Source organism: Mucilaginibacter sp. (assembly GCF_028287845.1).
GTDB lineage: Bacteria > Bacteroidota > Bacteroidia > Sphingobacteriales > Sphingobacteriaceae > Mucilaginibacter.
In genome coordinates, this window is the sequence record NZ_JAQBOW010000118.1 from 20,651 (window position 1) to 38,046 (window position 17,396).

Sequence of the window (17,396 nt, forward strand, 5' to 3'; positions counted from 1 at the left end):
TCATAGGCTTTAATTTATTTGTTATTAGCGATTTTTTAATAATACAGTCTCGTTGGTTATTTTATATTTAAGATTATTTGCCAGACACAACGCGTTAAGTATATCCATAATATTTTCTGTTGATTTAAAGCCGGCAGTAAACCTGTAATTAGGTATATCATCATTAGCAAACTTAATGGTATAGCCAAATTTGGTTTCGAGTATGGCAGAAACATCCCTGAAATTTTCATTATCAAAATATAGTCCCCCTTCTCTCCAGTTCAAGATATCAGCAGATTTTACTTTGTTTTTTATAATGTTCCCGGTATTCCTGTTTATATCAGCTTGCTCATCGGGTATTAAAATAACCTGGCTGGTACGCGCTGGTTCTGCGTAATTGCTTTGCACGCTAACCTTGCCTTTAGTTACCGTAATTTTTACTTCATTAATATATTTAATTGAGCGTATATTAAAAGAAGTACCCAAAACATTGGTAAGGATATTGCCTGTTTTAACCACAAATGGTTTGGCCGCATCATGCTTAATATCAAAATAGGCCTCGCCTTCTAAAAGTTCAACCACACGTTTATCACCGTTAAAATCATCAGTGTATTTAAGTGTACTGTTACTATTTAAAAATACTATTGAACCATCACTAAGTTCTATCGACTTTATTTCGCCATTATGTGTTGATACCTGTTCATATTTTATAGTAGTATCCTGGTTAAGTACCTTGCTTTTGTATAAAAAAAATCCGGCCAACAAAAAAACAAATACAACTGCTGCCGCTGCTATAACGCGGGGGTTATTGATAAATTTAACTTTTGCTGGTTTTTGAGATGCTAAGGATATATTTTCTGTTATATATATTTGCTGATCCTTATCCATGTATTGCATAAGCATATCATCCAGCTTTCCCTGTTCTAACAGGAAGAAAAACACCTCAAGCTCTTTTTCTGACGCTTGATTGTCAATATAACGTTCAACTAACTGATTTAAGAGTAGATTTTCTTCCATTTATAACAACCTTACTTACAACCAGACAATTAAAACCCCACTTAGGGTACCCCAAAGCAATAAAAAAATAAAAATAATTTAAAAAATGGATGAATAATTGATTAATGATACGTTATTTTTAGGTGTTTGGTTAAAAAACATCAAAAAATATTTAATTTTTCGATGAAAAACGGACATTATTTAAAAACACAGCTTAGCTACCGAATACTATTGCCAAAATAACGCTTAATGGTATTCCAAAATCTCTTTGGACATTATATTTTAAGACTTTCATGGATCTAACCATGTGTTTTTTAACTCCATTTCTGGAAATACCCAAATCATTAGCAGCTTCATCATAAGTTTTACCGAGCTGCCTGCATAAACGGAACACCTCACGGCTTTGCAATGGTAAGGTATTAAGCACCCTCTCTATATATTGCATATACTCATCGGCATGCAACTTATCCTCAATAGTATTTTCGTTGGGTATGTAGGAGTAAAGAATTTCTGCCTTGATATTATTATCAAGTGAAGATCTTTTCAATAAATTAAAGGCTTGATTTTTTGCCAGTGTGAACAGGTAAGATTTTAATGACTCAATATATAACAAGCTTTGTCTTTTCTCCCATAGTTTAATAAACACATCCTGGCAAATTTCTTCTGAAATTGCAGAAGATTTTAAAAATCTATTTACAAACCGGTATAATAATGGCTGATAGGCTGTATAAATTTCAGAGAAAGCAGCGTCATCACCGATAGAAATTTGAGTTAATAAAAATTTTTCATTCAAACCATCCACAATAATAAAGTCATTTAAGTTTTTCCGCTGTATTGTCCTACTTCATATAAAGAAATGTAAATTAATTATTTAATACGAAATTTACAATTATTTTATTAATTTGATATGATTATGTAACCAAATCGATTGTTTTGTTTGCATTATTAACCTTAATAATCTTAGCGGGCCGATGAAAATAAAATGGAGCTTTAACTTTGCGCCTCCTTTGCTGTCTCTATGATAAATTTTCACCACAAAAGACCGCAAAGAAGTCGCAAAGCAACGCGGAGATATAGGGAGACACCAACACTACACTCAGCAGAGATGCTTTTTTACTTATTGCTACTTAACCGCGGCAGAGATAAAATCTACAACAGGCTTTATATCTTTTAATAAGATATAATGACCTTCATCCGCTTTAACAATTACGGTAATTTTTCCGCCCATTTGCTTGTATCGTTTTTCTGCTATACGGGTTTCATCATTAAGTGATGGGTCATTACTGCCTGAAATAAATAGTATGGGTATATTTGCTTTTGCCAGCGGGCTTAAGTTATCAAGTGGTGCTGTTTTACTCATCACTTTAGTTTTAAGTATTGGATTTTCAGCATATATAGCCGAGACCTTATCCGGGTTTTCAATGGCCCATGCAATGGCCTCGCCCGCAGCTGCGCCTGTACCTTCCATTACAGGTTTTTTAGAAAATCCGTAATCTGTAAGATGCTTATAGATCAAATTCCACTGAACCAGTTGGGGCCCATCAGAATTATAGCCTACGGCCCCGGTAACTATGTAGTAACCTTTAGCAAGCAAAGCCTGGTCAACCGTCGCGTCGCGCCTTACAAAGTCTGACCGGAATACCCACGGGTTACCCGGTGCGGGTTTAACGGGTTGGATAATGGTGGTGAATGCTTCTACGCCTTGCAGGTTAACTTCGTACTTGTTATAACAACCCGTAAATAACGGGCCGCGAAAAGTGATAAACGTCCCCTCAACCGGAACATATTTATAAATATTGGCAGAACTATAATAAGCTGTTTTATTGGTTGAGTTATTGGCGAATGCCGGTACAGGTGTTTTCTCCTCGTAAACGCTTTGCTCTATAAAATCAGCAATTGGTTTGGCATCATGTAAACTATGCGGATGATGGCCAAATCCTTCTTTTATCATTACAGATATTCTGCCCCCAAACTGTTGGTATATGTTTTCTATGGCGTTTGAGTATTTATTCAATATCGGGTCAATACTACCGCAAACGTGCAGAATAGGTACGTCATATTTTGCCAGTTCGCCCAATTTAAGCAGGTTATCACGATTACCGCCGGGGTTATCCGTATATAAACATGAAACTTTATCGGGATGTGTAGTTGCCCACATATAAGAATACTCGCCCCCCCTGCTCATGCCTATAAAACATGGCTTTGCAGACAGGCCATGCTGCTCTGTTAAAAATTTGTACCAGGCATCCCACTGTCTGCCGGGTTTTAATGTAGCATTTGACGAAATATAAGCAATACAAAAACCACGTTTTAACAATTCTATTTCGGCCTGCGGCTGATGGTCCCAGTAACATCCCTGCCATGACCACGGATTACCGGCTGCCGCCTTTTTAGGTACAACGATAATACAGCGCCTTTGGCCCTTCTCCGGATCTTTTACACCAAATTTTTCGCTTTCGGGAGCTTTATAAGGAGTAATAGCCAGCGTTTCTTCATCCATAATAAAATCATACCTGTCAAACCCTTCATGCCAGGTTGATTTTTCGCCGGTAAAAGGCACCTGCTGAGATTTGGCTGCATGTGAAAAAAAGAAAGAAAATAAAATTATAGCGGCTAATAAAGCCCTACCGGTAAGTGATTTCATGATAAGTATAATAATTGGTTGATGCTAAAGTACTAACCTGTTTCTATAGTAGGAAATATCAGTCAATAAAAAAGCCCAACCATTAAAAAATGATTGAGCTTTAAGTAGCTTTTGAAATAAGAGTCTATTTTAAAATACCATCAATAATATTCAATTCTTCCTGCGTGAACTTGGTATTTGATAAACAATTCAACGAGTCAAGCAATTGCTCTGGCTTGCTGGCGCCAACCAATACCGAGGTTATGCGGTCATCCTTTAATATCCATGACAAGGCCATATGTGCCAGCTTTTGGCCACGTTGTTTAGCAAGGTCATTTAGTTTTTTAATTTTTTCTATAGTTTCGGGGGTGATGTTGCTTTCGGTAAGCGAATCGCCAATCTTTACTACCCGTGAATCTGCAGGTATGCCATGCAGGTATTTATCGGTTAACAAGCCCTGGGCTAATGGAGAAAATGGGATACAGCCTATTCCTTCTTCTTCCAGCACATCAAGCAAACCACCTTCTACCCATCTTTCAAACATAGAATATTTAGGCTGATGGATAATAACAGGCGTACCCATTTGCTTTAACATTTGGATTGCTTTTTTAGCTTCGGGTGCCTGGTAGTTTGATATACCCACATACAAAGCCTTTCCCTGGCGAACAATAAGATCCAGCGCCGCCATGGTTTCTTCCAGCGGTGTTTCCGGATCCGGGCGGTGATGATAAAATATATCAACATAATCCAGCTTCATTCTTTTCAGGCTTTGGTCAAGGCTGGATACCAAATATTTTTTGGTACCCCAATCGCCATAGGGGCCATCCCACATGGTATAACCGGCTTTTGAAGAAATGATCAGCTCATCACGATGGTCCCTGAAATCAGAATGCAGTATCCTGCCAAAATTCTCCTCGGCCGAACCCGGAGGAGGGCCATAGTTATTAGCAAGATCTATATGGGTAACGCCGTTATCAAAAGCCGTTTTTATAATGTTGCGGCAGTTTTCAAACTGGTCATAATACCCAAAGTTGTGCCATAGGCCCAATGATACAGCAGGCAGCTTTAAACCGCTTTTGCCACTGCGCTTATAGGGCATGGATTGGTAACGTTTTTCTGAAGGTTGGTACGACATAAATTTTAGTAATATTTTTTATGCAAATATAAAGCTTAATTTAACGTGTTTAGTGATTAGGTCTGTCGAAAAAAACTGCTCTATTAAGAGTAGTAGTACTCAATAATCAGGCAACTGTGAAGTATAACAGTACTGTACCATGCACGTTGATGCACCTGCCCTACCTGATCTCTGATCCCAATGTCATTAAGTTAAGAGAAACCCCATCGGGGTTCAAGGTCGGTAGCAGAATAACCAAAGAAATGCCGTGCCGTCAGGTACGGAACTTCGCCGATTGTTGCGTACCTGACGGCACGCCAAATGATTTATATGACGTTTTTCTACCGACGTTTTGCACCTACGGCGCATTTTTTTAAATAATTTCCCTTAAACTTAATGACATTGCACCTGACACACACTGGTACACTGCTCCTATAAACCTGCGCTCGCCGCTTAATTTTCAATCACCAAAACACCTTAATTTAATTGCGGATTATTCTTTTTAAAATATCCGTTAAAAAATAACAATTGGTAATTGAGGGAATTTACCCAGTACGGCCATGTATGCCCGCCGGGGCGTGCAATATAATCGTGCGGGATGTTTCTTTCCAGCAATTTTTCATGCAGCTCAAGGTTCACTTTATAAAAGAAATCCTCGGTTCCGCAATCAAAAATTATACTTAACGAATTTGGGGTTAGTAAATATAGCATATTAGTAACCGTATTTTTCTCCCAGTTTTCCGGGTATTCGGCATAGCTTCCCAATCTTTTAGCCAAATCCCAATTTTTAGGGAACGGACGTATATCAACACCGCCACTCATGCTGCCTACTGCGCCAAAAACATCCTGGTGCTTAATAGACAAATACAGCGCGCCATGCCCACCCATGCTTAAGCCGGTAATGGCCCTGCCTGTACGGCTTTTTATGGTTTTATAATTTTTGTCGATATATGCTATCAGCTCTTTAGCTACATATGTTTCATATTTATAGGTCGGATCAACAGGGCTGTCAATATACCAGCTATTTACACTGCCATCAACGCAAACTATAATTTCATGATACAAATCACTGCTTACCGCTAATTTAGCAGCGCTTTTTGCCCAGTCGGAATACTTACCCCCTGCACCATGCAATAAATAAACTACAGGATATTCTTTGCCTTGCTCATAGCCCTCGGGTGTATATACCACTGCCTTTATTTTTTTGTGCATGGCATCGCTGTAGGTTTCTACCGTATCAACTTTGGCCGCCTTTGCTTCATTAATAAACGCTAACGAAATAGCCAGGAACAGTATCAGTAATAAATTTTTCTTCATTTGTATATATAGCAAGAATTTAAACTTTAGGCGCCCATCCCGGTTCATAAGTACGGCCCCATAATTTCTGCGCTTCCGGGTCGTTCAGTATATGCGCGTTCTTAGGGTCCAGGTGCAAATCGCGCCCAACACGCCATGAAATGTTACCTAATTGCATGGCTACCACACTCTTATATCCCAGCTCTACATCACAGTTTGGTTTTTTGTTATTACGGATAGAATCCAGGAAGTTGGCTACGTGCTGGCTGTCCATACCCAAACTTGGGCTGGCGGTGTTTCTTCCTTGTATAGAAGCGTCTTCTGCCGGGCCTTGTTTTTTTACCTGTTTTATCATTTTTCCGCTTAGGTCATAAATGGTATAGTCTTCTCCGTCACTATCCAAACTACCCTTATCGCCATAAAATATTACACCGCGGTCCGCACCTTCTATTTTCCTGCCGTTCGAGCTCCTGTTCTCCCACATCAGCGTTACGCGATCCGGGTAATCCATCGTTACTATTTGCGTATCGGGTGTTTGCCAGTCGTCCTTAAACTGGTAACGGCCACCTACCGAGCTTACCCTTGTTGGTAAATCAACATTCAGGCCCCAGCGGGCAAAATCAACCTCGTGCGTACCATTGTTTAATGCTTCGCCTGTACCGTAATCCCAAAACCAATGCCAGTTGTAATGGATCAACCCGTCCTGATAAGGCTTGCGCGGTGCAGGGCCCTGCCATAGGTCGTAATTTAACCAGTCGGGTACGGCGGCAGGTTTTAAAAAGGTTTCTTTACGGTTATTGGTATACCATGCTTTTGCAAAATATACCCGGCCTATAACACCGCCATGCAATTCTTCCACACACTGTATAGCCTGTGGCGATGAGCGGCGCTGTGCCCCCATTTGTACTATACGGTTGTATTTACGTGCGGCAGCAATAGCCATTTCGCCTTCGTGCGGATTATGGCTTAATGGTTTTTCTACATATACGTGTTTACCTGCCTGGCAACCCATTATAGCCATTGGCGCGTGCCAATGATCTGGTGTGGCAATGTAAACCGCGTCAATATCTTTATCCTGCATCACTTTACGTACATCGCCTTCGCCTTTTGGCGCAGCTTGCCCGGTTATTGCCGATACAGACTTTTGCACTTTAGGTATCGTTCTTGAATCCACATCGCAAACGGTGTTTATCATCAAATTTTGCTGATGAGCAAACGTGCCCGACATGCTGCCGCCCCTGCCATTAAGCCCAATGATGGCTACGTGGATACGGTCGTTAGCGCCAATAATTCTTTTATAACTTGATGCTGTAAAACTGAAAGCTTTGCTGCCTAAAGCAATGCCGCCGGTAGTAATAGCCACCTTTCTGATGAAATCGCGTCTCTTCTCCATTATAAATATTTTAGTTGTTTGGTTTAATTTGGTTTGGTGAATAAAGTTACAATAAATTCAATATTAGGTGATATTTTATAAAATTGCCTGTGTAATAATTTGAATACAGGCCCCTTCACCTCTATTGACTGTCAATACATCAAGGGTGCGGGTTACAGTTAAGTACACCCTGTTATTTCCATCCCGGCTCAACAGAAAAAGCACATACAGCTTCTAATAGATTAAAATTAATACCCATTTTTGATATAGTTAAAGAACGTGATATTATGAAAAATTCAGAACGGATTACACTTAACCCGGATGTAATGGGCGGTAAACCTTGTATTAGAGGTTTAAGAATGACTGTGGGTACAGTTATTGGCTTATTAGCTTCCGGCCTCACTACACAAGATATATTAAAGATGTACCCTTATCTTCAATCTGAAGATATTATCGAAGCATTATCTTATGCTGCATGGCGTTCTGAAGAGATAGAAGTACCACTTGCTAACTAACTTTCCCTGCAATTAAAACCTACCAGGCATTATAAACACCGTCATACTCCGCGGCCCATGCGCACCTATAACCAACGACTGTTCAATATCCGCCGTTTTTGATGGCCCGGCAATAAACGATGCAAAACCATAAGACGATAACCGGCTTATTTTATCATACGCTTCGGCCATGGTTGGTACTATTTCGCCGCCATCAATTACAACTGCTAAATGCTGGGTTATAAATGGCAATACCCGCAAACCCATATTATCTTCGGTTATCCAGACCGCGCCGTTTTCGGCTACGCCGAAATGGGCTTTAATAACTGCCAGTTCCACATTATACAGTTCATGCGGATCGGAGTTTGCCGGGATGCCTTTAAAACCGGTTAATTCTGCAATTGGCGTTACCACTCTTGTCGTGCTATAATTTTCAGTAATAAATGCCGCTATCTCCTCCCAGCTATTTACGTGTATAGCCTTGCCGCCAATGTTTGTTAATACTTGTGCAAACTGCTCCACAGAACCCGCCTTTCCGGTTTTAAACGCGCTCAAGTCAGGCAGTTCAATTTTGGCTGGCTGATTATTGGCAACTGCCGCTAATATTTTATCTCTGCTACTCACTCTTGATTCTTGACTCTTACTTCTTGATTCTTTACTCTTACTTCTTGATTCTATTTTCTTTATACCATTCGCTGAATGATTGTTCGGGCGGCTCGGGCATATCACGTTGTTTGTACCACGGATTAAAGTTATTATTTACCGCGAATGGCGCATGCTTTAATGTCCATCGTCCTATTTTGCCCGCCAGGCGATATATGGTTGGCGATGATAGCGTAGCGCCCATAACTTTCATGCCTATCGTTTTACCGGTTGGCACTAAACCCTTTTTAACCAATACCTGCCGCCATTTGTATAATTGGTCATGAATATCAATTTTTACCGGGCATACGTTGGTGCACGATCCGCAAAGGGTTGAGGCAAATGGCAGGTCCTTATATTTTTCCATATCCAGGTTTGGCGCGAGGATGGAGCCTATTGGCCCGGCAACAGCGTTATGGTAACTATGTCCGCCGCTTCTGCGATATACCGGGCAGGTGTTCATACACGCCCCGCAACGGATACATTTTAATGAGTTTCTGAAATCTTCGCGGCCCAACTGTACCGTGCGCCCATTATCCACCAATACTATATGCATTTGCTGCCCCTTGCGCGGGGTTTTAAAATGACTGCTGTAAGTGGTGATAGGCTGCCCGGTTGCACTGCGGGTTAACAACCTTAAAAATATGCCCAGATGTTTCTTTTCGGGTATCAGTTTTTCAATACCCATGCTGGCTATGTGGATATCGGCTAAATGCGCGCCCATGTCGGCATTACCTTCGTTGGTACAAACCACAAATTCGCCGGTTTCGGCTATCGCGAAGTTTACGCCGGTTAGGGCCGCTTTGCGGGTTATGAATATTTCACGCAGATGACCACGGGCCGCTTCTGTTAATACCTGCGGGTCGCTTACATCCAGTGGAGTACCTAAATATTGATGAAACAGCTCGCCAATTTCTTCTTTCTTTTTGTGGATGCAGGGCAATACAATATGGCTCGGCGGTTCTTTGGCTAATTGTACAATACGTTCACCCAAATCAGAATCTATTACTTCTATGCCTTGCTCGTGCAGGTATTCGTTCAACCCGCACTCTTCGGTAAGCATAGATTTGCTTTTAACCATGCGGGTAACCTTATGCTCATTAAGCAAGCGGTGTATGATCTGGTTATGCTCCTCAGCATCAGCCGCCCAATGAACGGTTATACCGTTGGCCCGCGCGTTGGCTTCAAATTGTTGCAGGTAGTTATGCAGGTTACCCAGCACATTATTTTTTATGGCCGATGCCGCTTCGCGCAGTTCTTCCCACTCTGGCAACTGGTGCACCATCTTATCGCGCTTTTGGCGCACCCACCAAAGTGTTTCGTCGTGCCAGTCTACGCGGTCTTCATCGCGGTTAAAATTTTCGGCAAGTTCGGCGTGGTCCTTAGTTGTTACTTCCATCTACCCTGCGTTTAAAATTTCGGCTATATGTATCACTTTTACCTTACTTCCCTGGCGCTTTAATATCCCTTCTAAATGCATAAGGCATGACATATCCGCGCCGGTAATATATTCGGCACCATGCAGTAAATGATCCGCGATCCTGTCTTTTCCCATCTTTACAGATACCGCTTCTTCGGTCACACAAAACGTACCGCCAAAACCGCAGCATTCGTCTACCCGGTTCAGTTCTATCATTTCAATATCCTTCACCATATTTAACAGGCTACCGGGTTTAGAAAAACCGGGCGCTACCAACTCGCTCATCGAGCTTAAATGCAAACCCCGCTGACCGTGACAACTGATGTGCATACCCACTTTATGCGGAAAACTGGCCGTTAAATTCTCCACCTTTAACACATCGGTTAAAAATGAAGTTAGCTCATAGACCTTATTGCCCAAATAATCCGGGCTGTGATGATCGGTTTCGCTTAAATGTTCCCGCAGATACAATACGCAACTGCCCGATGGGGATACGATATAATCAAACTCGTTAAAATTTTTAAGGAATAGGTCGCTGCATCCTTTGGAAAGATCCTGGAAACCGGAGTTTGCCATGGGTTGCCCGCAGCAGGTTTGATTTTGCGGATATACCACATCTACCCCCAACTTTTCCAGCAATTGCAGCGTAGCTATAGCCACGCCGGGATAAAACTGGTCTACATAACATGGTATAAATAATCCTACCCGCATTTTATTTTATTCAATAACCCTGTCTAAATGTGTATAGCCGCCGTCCACGTGTATCAATTGCCCGGTTGTATGGCTCGAAACTTCCGACAACAGGAATACCACCATATTGGCAATTTCATCAGTAGTAGTCATGCGGTGCCCTAACGGGATATTTTTTACAATTTCTTTTAATTTTTCTTCGGGATTTGGCAGTGTATGGATAAAGTAATCATACAGCGGTGTCCAGCATTCGGCCACAATAACCGCGTTAACTCTTATCCCGTAAGGTAATAATTCAACCGCCCATTCGCGCGTTAAAGCGTTACGGCCACCATTAGCGGCAGCATAGGCAGATGTATTGCCCTGCCCGGTCTCTGCCACTTTCGAGCCTATATTTACAATATTTCCTTTTGATTTTTTTAACTCAGGCAACGCGAATTTTGCCATCAGGTAATAATGCACCACGTTACGGTGCAGGCTGCGCATAAAATCCTCGTAATTGCCTTTCTCTAAACCTACACTGTCATTAACACCGGCATTGTTTATCAAACCCTCTATGCGGCCATATTTGGCTATTACAGCGTTTACGGCTTTCTCGCATTCGGCGGGTTCGGTCAACTCGGCAGCCACCTGGAAAACCTCAAAGCCCTGTGCTTTCAAATCATCGGCAACCTTTAAATTGTCCTCGGCTTTACGGCCAATAATTACAGGTATAGCGCCCTCGCTTGCCAGTAATCTAACTATGCCCTCACCTATACCTTTTGCACCGCCGGTTACAATAACCACTTTGTTTTTTAACTGCAGATCCATTTTTTAATAATTTTTAATTGGTTGTTTCTTCTCTTTATTTGATTGTCATTTAGATCGTATGGCGAACATCTTATCCGCCATACACGGCAGCGTAACGCTTGTATAAGATTTCTCCTCGTTCCTCGTCGAAATGACAATGGAGTATTAGTTATAAATCATAAAACTTAATCGCATTCTCACCCCAAAACTTATCCTGTTCTGCCTCAGAAAGTTTACCGACATAACTTTCGCAAATGCCCATCATTTCACCATAAGTTGCCGCTACACGGCAAACCGGCCAGTCGGAACCGTACATTACCCTATCCGTGCCGAAAGCCTCAAACACTACATCCAAATAAGGTGTAAAATCCGCTATCTTCCAGTTTTTCCAATCGGCCTCTGTTACCATGCCTGATACCTTGCAATACACATTTTCATTTTTGGCTATCGCCCGCATATCCTTTGCCCATCCATCTATATCTTTCTCTTTTATCTTTGGCTTCGCGATATGATCGATAACAAAAGGCTGGTCAGGGAACGCCGCCGCAAACTCATTGGCATAAGCTATCTGATCGGTATAGATCAAAATATCATAGGTATAGCCAAATTGTTTTAATTTGTATATACCACTTTTAAAATCAGCATTCAGCATAAACGCTCTATCTGCTTCGCCCTGCAAAATATGGCGAAAGCCTTTTAACTTTTCAAATTGTTTGTAATAGGCTAAACGATCCTCAATATTCTCTGCTTTCAGGTCTATCCAGCCCACCACACCTTTTATAAAATCATGCTTGGCGGCATGACCCAACAGTATTGCATTTTCCTCTTCTGTTTGGTCTACCTGTACGGTAACGCAGCCACTAATGCCGTATTCCTGTAAGATAGGCTCCAAATGAACGGGTAAAAAATCCTGTTGGATAATTTCCATATCATCATTGATCCAGGCATGCTGCACCGGGTCATACTGCCAAAAATGTTGATGTGAATCAATTCTTGGCATAAGCTTTTAGCACTTGTTTTGATTCGCCAAGCCCATCAATACCCAGTTCCATTACATCACCGGCTTTTAAATATATCGGCGGGTTAAAGCCCAACCCAACGCCCGCGGGTGTACCTGTTGAGATAATATCGCCCGGTAATAAAGTCATGAATTTGCTTACATAAGCAATAACAACCGGTACGTTAAATATAAAATTAGAGGTATTGCCATCCTGCATGGTTTTACCGTTTACCTTTAGCCAGAGGCGCATATTGTCTATATCTTTAATTTCATCGGCGGTTGCCATGAACGGGCCCATCGGCGCGAAGGTATCACAGCCCTTGCCTTTGTCCCAGGTACCGCCGCGCTCAAACTGGAAGCCGCGTTCTGTTACATCATTATGCAGCATATAACCGGCCACGTAACTCAAAGCATCTGCTTCATCTACATAGCTTGCTTTTTTGCCAATAACTATGGCCAGCTCCACTTCCCAATCTGTTTTAACAGAATCTTTAGGGATAACCACATCATCAAACGGCCCACCCAGCGCGGTGGTTGATTTCAAGAACAGTACCGGCTCTGTAGGTGTTGCAACACCCGTTTCTTTGGCATGATCAGCATAATTTAACCCGATGCAAAGAATTTTTGATGGTCTTGCAACAGGGCTGCCTAAACGTTCGTTAGCACCAACCTGCGGTAGTTTTCCTTCGTTATCAACCAGGAACTTTTTAAGCCTTGCCAACCCGTCAGTTTCAAAAAATTGCTCGTTATAATCTTCGCCAAAGGCTGATGTATCGTATTTGATATTGTTAAGTAGTACACCTGTTTTTTCTTTGCCGGGGTTACCGAATCGTATAAGTTTCATAAAATTTAAATAGTTGTTAGTTCAATAATGGTATCTGTTGGATCGATAGTTATGTTGTCTGTGTATATAAAAACACCCTCTGGTACTTGTTTAAATTTAACGGCAGCACCATTAGCCATCAGCGAAGCCTTAGTTATTTTTGCTTTAAACTGTGGCAAAAAAATGTACGGCAGTTGCGGCGCTTTAATTATGTGTGCAAAAAGTGTTTTGTTTTTTGCGGTGATCACTCCCCATGGCTGCGCATCAATAACATTGCCCCTTGTGCCATAAATAGTATTACCATTTTTTTGCATCCAGTTGCCAACCAGGGCAAGGGTATCAGCAAATTCGGGCTGAATTTTGCCATTTGGCATCGGACCAACGTTTAACAAAAAGTTGGCATTGTGTCCTGCTGCGTTTATAATGTAGTGTATTATTTGCCTGGTCGATTTATAATTACGGTCGTTAATATTAAAGCCCCAGCTATTGTTTATGGTTTCGCAGGTTTCTAAAGGCAGTTGGCCTATTTTCGACTCACCGCTAAAACCGGTAGTGTTACCGCCCGGCAGGTCTTTTTCAAACATCTGGAAATCTTCGCCGTCAATAGGTGCCAGGTGATGGTTGTTGCCTACTATTATAGCCGGGTTAAGCTTATGGATCAGTCCGTAGATCTCATTAAAGCGCCAGTCGACAGTACGCCGCTCCCACTGCCCGTCAAACCAAATGGCCTGCACGCCCGGGTAATTAGTAATCAGTTCTGTTAACTGATCCTTCATAAATTTGATATAGCTGTCCCAATCGCCTTTTGTTGGTTTGCCATTTACAATAGGGCTGCCGAAGGCATAATCTGCACGGCCCCAATCTAACAATGAATAGTATATATGCAGTTTGATGCCTTCCTTCTGGCACTCTTTTGCCAGCTCCATTAACGGATCTTTATGATAAGGCGTAGCGTCAACAATATTATAAGCCGATGCTTTGGTACCGAACATGCTGAACCCGTCGTGGTGGCGGGAAGTGATGGTAATATATTTCATGCCTGCCCGCTTGGCAAACTGCACCCATTCCTTAGCATCGAAAGCCTGGGGATTAAAAAAATCAGCAAGGCGCTTATAGTTAGCGTAGGGTATTTTTTTATTGTTCATTACCCATTCGCCGTCGCCCAGCTCGCTGTATATTCCCCAATGAACAAACAGCCCAAATTTCATATCCTGGAAGTTTTCCCGGTAGGCCAAATTACTTTCCGACGGTTTGTAAGTTGTTTGCCCATAGGCCGTAACAGCAAACAATAACAGTAAGGACAGGATTGTTTTTTTTACCATAACTTTAGGTGATAATCAACGGTTTAATTATTCAAATTCATAAATCCGCCATCCAACGGATAATCACAACCCGTTACAAACCCTGCTTCGTCCGAGCATAGGTATAATGCCAGTGATGCCACTTCTTCAGGTTTACCCATGCGGCCAATTGGCTGACTTTTGGATAGTTTTTCAAACATCTCTATTTCCTGCCCGGGATAGTTTTTGGCGATGAAACCATCAACAAAAGGGGTATGTACCCTTGCCGGCGACAAGCTGTTACAGCGTATATTATTATCAATATAATCTCGTGCTACAGACATGGTCATTGCTGCAACAGCGCCCTTACTCATAGAATATGCAAACCTGCTCACAATACCTACCCACGATGCTATCGAGGCCATATTTAAAATCACACCGCCGCCATTGTCTTTCATTAACGGGATAGCCGCGAACAGCGAATTGTATACGCCCCTAACATTTACATTAAATATTTTGATGAAATCTTCTTCGCTGGTGTTATCGGCCACGCCAATATGGGCAATGCCCGCATTATTTACCAAGATATCTATTACACCAATACTTTGATAGATGGCCACCATTTGCTGCTGATTGCTTACGTCACAACTATGCGCAAAGGCCGAACCACCCGCTTTTACTATTTCATCAACCGTATTTTGTGCTGCATCAACATTTAATTCGATGATATGCACAACTGCTTCCTGCTTTGCAAACAGTAAAGATATTGCTCTTCCTATTCCACTTCCACCGCCTGTTATAATAGCGGATTTTCCTTTTAAATTAAACATTTATTATTTATTAATTGTGTAAGGTGTCAGCCTGAGCCCGTCGAAGGGTGAGCGTAAACGCCGCCCGCATTCTTCTACGGGCTCAGGCTAACGTTATTATTGTTCTATAATGAAACCCCTCTTTTCCACGGGATAAAATCGTCTTGTCCTAATTGAACAGATTTTGGTTGTACAACGCCGCTGGCTACCAGTATTACATACTCTAATATGCGTTCGCCGGCTTGTTCAATAGTTTCTGTTCCTTCTATTATGGTTCCGCAGTTAATATCGATAATATCGGGCATGCGGTCGAAAATGCGGGTATTGGTTGATAGTTTGATAACCGGGGTAATAGGATTGCCTGTTGGCGTGCCTAAACCCGTAGTAAACAAAACTACGTTAGCACCCGAGCCTACTTCGGCAGTAGTACTTTCCACATCGCTGCCCGGTGTGCATAATAAATTAAGGCCGGGTTTGGTTACTTTTTCCGGATAATCCAACACCGCTGCAACGGGCGAGTTACCACCTTTTTTTGCCGCGCCTGCAGATTTAATGGCATCGGTAATTAAACCGTCTTTAACATTTCCGGGTGATGGGTTGGCGTAAAAGCCTGAACCATCCGCTTCGGCCTTAGCGTTATAGGTGCGCATCAGGTGCATAAATTTTTGCGCGGTATCTACGTCAACACAACGGTCGCTTAGCTCCTGCTCAACGCCGCATAGCTCAGGGAACTCGGCCAGTATAACACTGCCGCCCAAACTAACCAGCACATCAGATACGTAACCCAATGCAGGGTTAGCTGATATACCCGAGAAACCATCAGACCCGCCGCACTCTAAGCCAATACATATTTTTGATATTGGGGCAGGTTTTCTTTCCTGTTTGTTAGCTTCAATTAATCCTGCAAAGGTTTGCTTTAATGCCTCTTGCATCAAAGTGCTTTCCTTGCCTATTTTTTGTTGTTCGAGAACTATTAACGGTTTTTTAAAATTGGGGTCGCGTTTCTTTATTTCTGTTTCCAGGATAGCGGCCTGCGCGTGCTGGCAACCTAAGCTTAATACTGTGGCTCCTGCTACATTTGGATGGGTAATGTATCCTGCCAGTAACCCGCACAAAGCGTCGGAGTCTGACTTGGTGCCGCCGCAGCCCATATCGTGTGTTAAAAACTTAATGCCATCTATATTTTCGAACAGTTTTTTAGAGGTTTTTTGTGCCGTTTCCATTTGCAGGTCGGCATTTAAAATAGATTCTACCGAACTGCCTGTTTGGTAAAGGCTGATTAAACTCTCTACCTCGTCTTCATAACTTTTTGCCTTTTTAAAGCCCAGCTTTTCAACCAACGCGTCTTTTAGCACCATAATGTTGCGGTTCTCGCAAAACACCAGCGGAATAACCAGCCAGTAATTTGCCGTACCTACCGAACCATCCTGACGGTGATAGCCTAAAAAAGTTCTGCCGGCAAATTTATCAGCCGCTGGTTTGTGCCAGTTTAGTTTACGTTCGCCCAGTTTAAAATCGCTGGCGGCGTGGTGTATATTTTCGGTAGTAATGGCATTTCCTTTTGGTATGTGGTGATTTGCCTTGCCCACCAATACGCCATACATGTAAATTTCCTGACCCTCGTTAAGGTCGGTTATGGTAAATTTATGTTTGGCGGCTACATTAGTTACCAGGGTAATATTGTCGCCTTTAAATGGCACAACGGTTCCCTTGGCAATATCCTGCAAGGCAACCAGCACGTTATCGTGCGGGTGTATTTGTAAAAAGGTATTTATATTCTCAGTCATGGCGTCTGTCACAAAAATTATATATTATTTATAGATTAAAAATTTTATTCATCAACACCCATTTTTCACCGGGTTTTGAGCCGGGGATGGCCTGCTGGTATTTCCACATCAGCGTTTCCCACTCCTGCACTTTGGCATTAGCAGCATCCAGGGCACCCTTTTTATCAAAGCTGAAACTATCATTAGTTTCCATTACCATACATAAACGGTTAAAACAGCGGTATATTTCCAGCCGGGTAATACCCGAGCTGATAATGCTGTCATGAATTTCGGGCCATATAG

17 protein-coding genes are annotated in these 17,396 nt (G+C 42.1%); 1 reads left to right on the forward strand and 16 read right to left on the reverse strand.

Annotated features, from left to right (window positions below):
• Positions 1-24: 24 nt before the first annotated feature.
• The 6 genes from JWP71_RS12130 to JWP71_RS12155 all read right to left on the reverse strand — a co-directional run bounded on the left by JWP71_RS12130 (position 25) and on the right by JWP71_RS12155 (position 7,401).
• Positions 25-996: a FecR family protein gene (locus JWP71_RS12130; protein WP_299500257.1), complete on the reverse strand. Its 972-nt coding sequence runs from the start codon at positions 994-996 to the stop codon at positions 25-27.
• A gap of 193 nt (positions 997-1,189) precedes the next feature.
• A complete protein-coding gene (locus JWP71_RS12135) occupies positions 1,190-1,768 on the reverse strand; it encodes an RNA polymerase sigma-70 factor (RefSeq protein WP_299500260.1) in 579 nt (192 codons plus the stop codon).
• A 330-nt stretch (positions 1,769-2,098) separates the two neighbouring features.
• On the reverse strand, positions 2,099-3,619 hold the full coding sequence (locus JWP71_RS12140) for a hypothetical protein (RefSeq protein WP_299500262.1): 1,521 nt from the start codon (positions 3,617-3,619) through the stop codon (positions 2,099-2,101).
• A 124-nt stretch (positions 3,620-3,743) separates the two neighbouring features.
• Complete coding sequence (gene mgrA, locus JWP71_RS12145; RefSeq protein ID WP_299500265.1) at positions 3,744-4,733, reverse strand: L-glyceraldehyde 3-phosphate reductase; 990 nt, start codon at positions 4,731-4,733, stop codon at positions 3,744-3,746.
• A 456-nt stretch (positions 4,734-5,189) separates the two neighbouring features.
• Positions 5,190-6,029 (reverse strand): alpha/beta hydrolase-fold protein, encoded by an 840-nt coding sequence (locus JWP71_RS12150; RefSeq protein ID WP_299500268.1) that lies wholly within the window; start codon positions 6,027-6,029, stop codon positions 5,190-5,192.
• 19 nt (positions 6,030-6,048) lie between these two features.
• Positions 6,049-7,401 (reverse strand): Gfo/Idh/MocA family oxidoreductase, encoded by a 1,353-nt coding sequence (locus tag JWP71_RS12155; protein ID WP_299500271.1) that lies wholly within the window; start codon positions 7,399-7,401, stop codon positions 6,049-6,051.
• 266 nt (positions 7,402-7,667) lie between these two features.
• On the opposite strand from JWP71_RS12155, the gene JWP71_RS12160 reads away from it, so the two are divergent.
• Positions 7,668-7,895: a DUF433 domain-containing protein gene (locus JWP71_RS12160; RefSeq protein WP_299500273.1), complete on the forward strand. Its 228-nt coding sequence runs from the start codon at positions 7,668-7,670 to the stop codon at positions 7,893-7,895.
• A 12-nt stretch (positions 7,896-7,907) separates the two neighbouring features.
• Here JWP71_RS12160 and JWP71_RS12165 read toward each other — a convergent pair whose 3' ends face one another.
• The 10 genes from JWP71_RS12165 to JWP71_RS12210 form a co-directional block, all read right to left on the reverse strand.
• A complete protein-coding gene (locus JWP71_RS12165; RefSeq protein WP_299500275.1) occupies positions 7,908-8,498 on the reverse strand; it encodes an LUD domain-containing protein in 591 nt (196 codons plus the stop codon).
• Positions 8,499-8,535: 37 nt separating this feature from the next.
• Entirely contained in the window at positions 8,536-9,915 is a 1,380-nt protein-coding gene (locus JWP71_RS12170; protein ID WP_299500277.1) for a lactate utilization protein B, read from the reverse strand.
• Positions 9,916-10,647, reverse strand: coding sequence for a (Fe-S)-binding protein (locus JWP71_RS12175; RefSeq protein WP_299500279.1), 732 nt, complete (start codon positions 10,645-10,647; stop codon positions 9,916-9,918).
• Between the two features lie 6 nt (positions 10,648-10,653).
• A complete protein-coding gene (locus tag JWP71_RS12180; RefSeq protein ID WP_299500281.1) occupies positions 10,654-11,436 on the reverse strand; it encodes an SDR family oxidoreductase in 783 nt (260 codons plus the stop codon).
• A gap of 148 nt (positions 11,437-11,584) precedes the next feature.
• Positions 11,585-12,415, reverse strand: coding sequence for an amidohydrolase family protein (locus JWP71_RS12185; protein WP_299500283.1), 831 nt, complete (start codon positions 12,413-12,415; stop codon positions 11,585-11,587).
• A complete protein-coding gene (locus tag JWP71_RS12190) occupies positions 12,402-13,259 on the reverse strand; it encodes a fumarylacetoacetate hydrolase family protein (RefSeq protein ID WP_299500285.1) in 858 nt (285 codons plus the stop codon). Before JWP71_RS12190 ends, JWP71_RS12185 begins: the two co-directional genes overlap by 14 nt.
• A gap of 5 nt (positions 13,260-13,264) precedes the next feature.
• Entirely contained in the window at positions 13,265-14,560 is a 1,296-nt protein-coding gene (locus JWP71_RS12195) for an alpha-L-fucosidase (RefSeq protein WP_299500287.1), read from the reverse strand.
• 23 nt (positions 14,561-14,583) lie between these two features.
• On the reverse strand, positions 14,584-15,348 hold the full coding sequence (locus tag JWP71_RS12200; RefSeq protein ID WP_299500290.1) for an SDR family oxidoreductase: 765 nt from the start codon (positions 15,346-15,348) through the stop codon (positions 14,584-14,586).
• A gap of 104 nt (positions 15,349-15,452) precedes the next feature.
• Positions 15,453-17,114, reverse strand: coding sequence for an altronate dehydratase family protein (locus tag JWP71_RS12205; RefSeq protein WP_299500293.1), 1,662 nt, complete (start codon positions 17,112-17,114; stop codon positions 15,453-15,455).
• 28 nt (positions 17,115-17,142) lie between these two features.
• The coding region (locus tag JWP71_RS12210; RefSeq protein WP_299500296.1) for an L-rhamnose mutarotase at positions 17,143-17,396 on the reverse strand (254 nt) is incomplete at its 5' end.